The sequence below is a fragment of the Kitasatospora sp. NPDC029367 genome (genome assembly GCF_055569135.1).
In genome coordinates, this window is the sequence record NZ_JBVHYH010000024.1 from 101,627 (window position 1) to 108,275 (window position 6,649).

General features: G+C 71.1%; 7 protein-coding genes. 6 read left to right on the top strand and 1 reads right to left on the bottom strand.

Annotation, left to right across the window (positions count from 1 at the left end):
- Nucleotides 1-107 precede the first annotated feature (107 nt).
- From ACZ4W5_RS16175 to ACZ4W5_RS16195, 5 genes are all read left to right on the top strand, one after another.
- The gene (locus ACZ4W5_RS16175) at nucleotides 108-1,280 is read left to right on the top strand and encodes a 5-(carboxyamino)imidazole ribonucleotide synthase (RefSeq protein WP_465655045.1); all 1,173 of its coding nucleotides are present in this window, start codon (nucleotides 108-110) and stop codon (nucleotides 1,278-1,280) included.
- Entirely contained in the window at nucleotides 1,277-1,813 is a 537-nt protein-coding gene (gene purE, locus ACZ4W5_RS16180; RefSeq protein ID WP_360239646.1) for a 5-(carboxyamino)imidazole ribonucleotide mutase, read from the top strand. Before ACZ4W5_RS16175 ends, purE begins: the two co-directional genes overlap by 4 nt.
- 33 nt (nucleotides 1,814-1,846) lie before the next feature.
- Entirely contained in the window at nucleotides 1,847-3,100 is a 1,254-nt protein-coding gene (locus ACZ4W5_RS16185; protein WP_465655048.1) for a dipeptidase, read from the top strand.
- A gap of 146 nt (nucleotides 3,101-3,246) precedes the next feature.
- Nucleotides 3,247-3,672, top strand: coding sequence for a CoA-binding protein (locus ACZ4W5_RS16190; protein WP_465655050.1), 426 nt, complete (start codon nucleotides 3,247-3,249; stop codon nucleotides 3,670-3,672).
- A 208-nt stretch (nucleotides 3,673-3,880) separates the two neighbouring features.
- Nucleotides 3,881-4,237 (top strand): DUF6188 family protein, encoded by a 357-nt coding sequence (locus ACZ4W5_RS16195; protein ID WP_465655051.1) that lies wholly within the window; start codon nucleotides 3,881-3,883, stop codon nucleotides 4,235-4,237.
- Nucleotides 4,238-4,322: 85 nt separating this feature from the next.
- Here ACZ4W5_RS16195 and ACZ4W5_RS16200 read toward each other — a convergent pair whose 3' ends face one another.
- A complete protein-coding gene (locus ACZ4W5_RS16200; RefSeq protein ID WP_465655053.1) occupies nucleotides 4,323-5,660 on the bottom strand; it encodes a UDP-glucose dehydrogenase family protein in 1,338 nt (445 codons plus the stop codon).
- A 219-nt stretch (nucleotides 5,661-5,879) separates the two neighbouring features.
- Here ACZ4W5_RS16200 and ACZ4W5_RS16205 point away from each other — a divergent pair.
- Nucleotides 5,880-6,649: acyl-CoA dehydrogenase family protein (locus tag ACZ4W5_RS16205; protein ID WP_465655054.1), on the top strand; the 770-nt coding region annotated here is incomplete at its 3' end.

Here is a 6,649-nt window from a genome sequence, read left to right on the forward strand (position 1 = left end):
CGCGCGTCCACTACTCACACCCCCACCGCGGCTCCATGGCCCCCCACCGGCCCGGATATCCTGGCGAGGTGACTTCCCCGGGCAATGTGAATTTTCCAGTGGTGGGCATGATCGGTGGCGGGCAGCTGGCCCGCATGGCACACCAGGCGGGCATCCCGCTCGGGGTCAGGTTCAAGCTCCTCGCCGACACCCCCCAGGACTCCGCCGCACAGGTGGTCTCCGACGTCGTCCTCGGTGACTACCGGGACCTCGACACCCTGCGCCGCTTCGCGGCCGGGTGCGACGTGATCACCTTCGACCACGAGCACGTCCCCACCGAGCACCTGCGGGCCCTGGAGGCCGACGGCATCGCCGTCCGCCCCGGCCCGGAGGCGCTGGTCAACGCCCAGGACAAGGGCGTGATGCGGGCCAAGCTCGACTCCATCGGGGTGCCCTGCCCCCGGCACCGGATCGTCGCCGACCCGGCCGACGTCACCGCCTTCGCGAACGAGCTCAAGGCGGACCAGGGCGAAGCCCTGTCGGCCGAGGGCGGGGGTGGGCGACGGGCGGGCGGGTACCCCGTCGTGCTCAAGACCGTGCGCGGCGGCTACGACGGCAAGGGCGTGTGGGTCGTCGACAACGAGCAGGAGGCCCAGGCGCCGTTCCTGGCCGGCGTCCCCGTGCTGGCCGAGGAGAAGGTCGACTTCGTCCGCGAGCTGGCCGCCAACGTGGTCCGCTCGCCCAGCGGCCAGGCCGTCGCCTACCCGGTCGTCGAGAGCGTCCAGGAGAACGGCGTCTGCGCCGAGGTCACCGCCCCCGCGCCGGACCTCGACCCCGCCCTGTCCGACGAGGCCCAGCAGCTCGCCCTGCGGATCGCCGGCGACCTCGGCATCGTCGGCCACCTCGCCGTCGAGCTGTTCCAGACCCGGGACGGCCGGATCCTGGTCAACGAGCTGGCCATGCGCCCCCACAACTCCGGGCACTGGACCCAGGACGGCGCGGTCACCTCGCAGTTCGAGAACCACCTGCGGGCCGTCCTCGACCTCCCGCTCGGCGACCCCCGGCCGCGCGCCAAGTGGACGGTCATGGTCAACGTCCTCGGCGGCGAGTACCCGGACATGTACCACGCCTTCCTGCACTGCATGGCCCGCGACCCCGGGCTGCGGATCCACATGTACGGGAAGGACGTGAAGCCCGGCCGCAAGGTCGGCCACGTCAACGTCTTCGGGGACGACCTCGACGACGTCCGCGAGCGCGCCCGCCACGCGGCTGCCTACCTGCGAGGAACGATCACCGAATGACCTCCACCGCTACGAGCCCCGTCGTCGGCATCGTGATGGGCTCGGACTCCGACTGGCCGGTCATGGAGGCCGCCGCCCAGGCCCTGGACGAGTTCGAGATCCCGTACGAGGTGGACGTCGTCTCCGCCCACCGGATGCCCCGCGAGATGGTCGCGTACGGCGAGCAGGCCCACCGGCGCGGCCTCAAGGCGATCATCGCCGGTGCCGGCGGCGCGGCCCACCTGCCGGGCATGCTGGCCTCCGTCACCCCGCTGCCGGTCATCGGCGTGCCGGTGCCGCTGCGCTACCTGGACGGCATGGACAGCCTGCTGTCGATCGTCCAGATGCCGGCCGGCGTGCCGGTGGCGACCGTCTCGGTGGCCGGCGCGCGCAACGCGGGCCTGCTCGCGGTGCGGATGCTCGCCGCCTTCGACCCGGAACTCACCGAGCGGATGGCCGAGTTCCAGGCCGAGCTGAACAGCCAGGCCACCGAGAAGGGCAAGAAGCTCCGCGCCAAGGTGGCCGGCTCGCCGTCCTTCGGCTTCGGCAAGTAAGCGCCCCGGTGGGGGTGGGGTAGAACAGCCGGTATGACTTCGGACTCCCTCACCCCCCAGGACCGCTCGGACCGCTCGGACCTTTCGGAGCGCGCCGACCTTTCGGAGCGCCTGGACCGCGCCCGCGCCCTGCTGCGCACCGCCCCCGTGGTGGACGGCCACAACGACCTCCCCTGGGCGATGCGCGAGCAGGCCGGGTACGACCTCGGCGCGCTCGACCTCGCCGCCGACCAGAGCGACCGCCTGCACACCGACCTCGCCCGTCTCTCCGAGGGCGGGGTCGGCGCGCAGTTCTGGTCCGTCTACGTGCCGGCCTCGCTGGCCGGCGACCACGCCGTCAGCGCCACCCTGGAGCAGGTCGACTTCGTCCACGCCCTGGTCGAGCGCTACCCGGACCGGCTGCGCCTGGCCCGCACCGCCGCCGACATGGAGGCCGCCCGCGCCGAGGGCCGGATCGCCTCGCTGATGGGCGCCGAGGGCGGCCACTCGATCGACTGCTCGCTCGCCACCCTGCGCGCCCTGTACGAGCTCGGCGTGCGCTACCTGACGCTCACCCACAACGACAACGTGCCGTGGGCCGACTCCGCGACCGACAAGCCGGTGGCCGGCGGGCTGACGAAGTTCGGCGAGGAGGTCGTCCGGGAGATGAACCGGCTCGGCATGCTGGTCGACCTCTCGCACGTCTCCGCCGACACCATGCGGGACGCCCTGCGGGTCACCGAGGCGCCGGTGATCTTCTCGCACTCCTCCTCGCGCGCGGTCTGCGAGCACCCCCGCAACATCCCGGACGACGTGCTGGCCCAGCTGCCCGCCAACGGCGGCGTCGCGATGGCCACCTTCGTCCCGAAGTTCATCCTCCCCGCCGCCATCGAGTGGACCCTGGCCGCCGACGAGAACATGCGCGCCCACGGCTTCCACCCGCTGGACACCACCCCGCCCGCGATGGAGCGCCAGCGCGCCTTCGAGGCCGCCAACCCGCGCCCGATCGCCACCCCGTCGACCGTCGCCGACCACCTCGACCACATGCGCGAGGTCGCGGGCATCGACCACATCGGCATCGGCGGCGACTTCGACGGCACCGCCTTCCTGCCCGACGGCCTCGACTCGGTGGCCGGCTACCCCAACCTGGTCGCCGAACTCCTCGGCCGCCACTGGTCGGAGGCCGACCTCGCCAAGCTCACCTGGCACAACGCCGTCCGCGCCCTGCGCGACGCCGAGTCCGTCGCCGCCACCCTGCGCACCAGCCGCCGTCCCTCCATCGCAACCATCGCCCAGCTCGACGGCTGACCCCGGCGTCGGCCCGCTGATCCGCTGATCCGCTGATCCGCGGGCCCAGGGGCGCTGATCCGCCCAGCTCCCGGCCGGGAATGGCCGGGGGAGGGGTGGCGCTGGGAGAGGTGAGTTCTCGGTTCTCGGCTGCGAGGAGGCAGGGCATGTACGGCGACCCGGAGACGGTCCGGAAGATCCTTACCGAGTCTGGGGACACCTGGGCCGTCGTGGGCCTGTCGTCCAACCAGCGACGGGCGGCCTACGGCGTCGCCGAGGTACTCCAGCGCTTCGGCAAGCGCATCGTGCCGGTGCACCCGAAGGCAGAGACGGTGCACGGCGAGAAGGGCTACGCGTCCCTCGCTGACATCCCCTTCGAGGTCGACGTCGTGGACGTCTTCGTCCGGTCCGACCTCGCCGGGGAGGTCGCGGACGAGGCGGCCGCCATCGGCGCCAAGGCCGTCTGGTTCCAGCTCGGCGTGATCGACGAAGTCGCGTACGAGCGGACGCAGGCAGCCGGGCTCGCCATGGTGATGGACAAGTGCCCTGCCATCGAGATCCCCCGCCTCGGTTTGGCGGGATGGGGCCGTTAGATCTTGCGAGTTGCAGGGCTTGTCAGCTGTGCTCCAGCTGACAAGCCCTGGTCTACGTCAGGTGTGATCAGCCCGTGCTCCTGGGCCACAGAGGGCGAACCTGTTACCAATCCCGTACGCAGAGTGCTTGTGGCGTGGATGAGCCGATGAGATTGTCGACGCCGCGCTGCCACTGGCGGTGCACAAGCCGAATGAAATGAGTGAATCTGTGGACCGGTCGATCCTCCCGCTGCGGGGCCATCGCGTGGTGGATATCGCCTGGGGCGATAAGTTTCGTTTCGCGCTTGAGCCGTCTGGCGAGGTCATCGTTGGCTGCGGTGCTCTGTGGACAGAAGGCCCGGTAACGGCGCCAGGTGCCGCTCCCAGCACGCTCGACCAGCGTGACAAGGGGCAGATCCAACAGGCCGTGGGTGCGAGCATTCTGTCGGCCGTCGGCTTCAAGAGCGGCGCACTGCGCGTGGTCTTCAGCAACGGATGGCATCTGAACGTGAAGTCCGATGGGCCGTTCGTTCCCGCATCGGTGAGGTCAGGAGGCACTGTCATCTGGGAGCGCCCGAGTTCCTGAGGCGGCGTGGTAGTCGGACAGCCGGCCAAACGCCCGCTCCGGGAAGGTCCGGAGCGGGCGGCCAGGTCGGTGCGCGGCTCGGGTGTCAGCTGGGGCGGCCCAGGGCGCGGTAGGTCCAGCCGGCGGCGCGCCAGGCGTCGGCGTCGAGGACGTTGCGGCCGTCGAGCAGCCGGCGCTCGGCGACCACGGCGCCGAGCTCGGCCGGGTCGAGCTCGCGGAACTCGGCCCACTCGGTGAGGTGGAGGACGACGTGGGCGCCCTCGGCGGCCTCCACGGCGGAGTCGGCGTAGGCCAGGGAGGGGAACATCTTGCGGGCGTTCTCCACGGCCTTGGGGTCGTAGACGGTGACCTGGGCGCCCTGGAGCTGGATCTGGGCGGCCACGTTGAGTGCGGGGGAGTCCCGGATGTCGTCCGAGTTGGGCTTGAAGGCGGCGCCGAGGACGGCGACCCGGCGGCCCAGGAAGCCGCCGCCGCACTGCTCGCGGGCCAGCTCGACCATCCGCGAGCGGCGCCGCATGTTGATCGAGTCGACCTCGCGCAGGAAGGTCAGCGCCTGGTCGGCGCCGAGCTCGCCGGCCCGGGCCATGAAGGCGCGGATGTCCTTGGGCAGGCAGCCGCCGCCGAAGCCGAGGCCGGAGTTGAGGAACTTGCGGCCGATCCGCTCGTCGTGCCCGAGCGCGGTGGAGAGCAGCGTGACGTCGGCGCCGGCAGCCTCGCAGACCTCGGCCATCGCGTTGATGAAGGAGATCTTGGTGGCCAGGAAGGAGTTGGCGGCGGCCTTCACCAGCTCGGCGGTCGCGTAGTCGGTGACCAGGAACGGCACCCCGGCCGCGATCGGCTCCGCGTACACCTCGCGCAGCAGCCGCTCGGCCCGCTCGCTCTGGGCGCCCACCACGATCCGGTCCGGCCGCAGGGTGTCCTGGACGGCGAAGCCCTCGCGCAGGAACTCGGGGTTCCAGGCGAGTTCGGCGTCCGTGCCGACCGGCGCCAGCGCGGCCAGCCGCTCGGCCAGCCGGGCCGCCGAGCCGACCGGGACGGTGGACTTGCCGACCACCAGGGCCGGGCGGGTCAGGTGCGGGGCGAGCTCGTCGATCACGGTGTCCACGTACGACATGTCGGCGGCGAACTCGCCCTTGCGCTGCGGGGTGTTGACGCAGACGAAGTGGACGTCCGCGAACTCCGCGGCCTCCTTGGCGGAGGTGGTGAAGCGCAGCCGCCCGGTCGAGCCCTCGTGCCCGGCCACGTGCTTGAGCAGCAGCTCGGACAGGCCCGGCTCGTACATCGGGACCCGGCCCGCGGTGAGCATCGCGATCTTCTCGGGATCGATGTCCAGACCCAGCACCTCGAAGCCGAACTCGGCCATCGCGGCGGCATGCGTGGCGCCGAGGTAGCCGGTGCCGATCACGGAGATGCGGAGGGTCACGGGGTTCCCCTTGAGTTGCGGGTTCGGCCAGTAGCGGGTGCCCTGATGCTATCCGTCCCGCTCGGGTCGGTACCGATCGCCCGCTCGCCGAGGACGCTAGGCAGCCGCAGGTCGGAGCCCTAGGATCTCTACTGAACGGTAGTTAACCGCGATTCGACTCGGATCCGACGCCGATCGGACAACGGTCTGCGTCGGCCACTGGACGACGAGGCAGGCATCATGGCGGGCAGCGCAGGGGCGGCTGACTTCGATCTCTTCCGTATCTCCGAGGAGCACGAGATGCTCCGTGAGGCGGTGCGTTCGCTGGCCGAGGCGAAGATCGCTCCGTTCGCGGCGGAGGTGGACGAGCAGGGGCGGTTCCCGCAGGAGGCGTTGGACGCGCTGACGGGCAACGATCTGCACGCGGTGCACGTGCCGGAGGAGTTCGGTGGTGCGGGGGCGGACGCGCTGGCGACGGTGATCGTGATCGAGGAGGTCGCGCGGGTGTGCGGCTCGTCGTCGTTGATCCCGGCGGTGAACAAGCTGGGCTCGCTGCCGGTGCAGTTGTCGGGTTCGCAGGAGTTGAAGGCGAAGTACCTGGGGGCGCTGGCGCGGGGTGAGGGGATGTTCTCGTACTGCCTGTCGGAGCCGGAGGCGGGCTCGGACGCGGCGGGGATGAAGACCCGGGCGGTGCGCGACGGGGACTTCTGGGTGCTGAACGGGGTGAAGCGCTGGATCACCAACGCGGGTGTCTCCGAGTTCTACACGGTGATGGCGGTGACCGATCCTTCGCTGCGGTCGAAGGGGATCTCGGCGTTCGTGGTGGAGAAGGGCGATGCGGGGGTGTCGTTCGGGGCGCCGGAGAAGAAGCTGGGGATCAAGGGGTCGCCGACGCGTGAGGTGTACTTCGACAACGTGCGGATCCCGGCGGACCGGATGATCGGTGCGGAGGGCACGGGCTTCGCGACGGCGATGAAGACGCTGGACCACACCCGGGTGACGATCGCGGC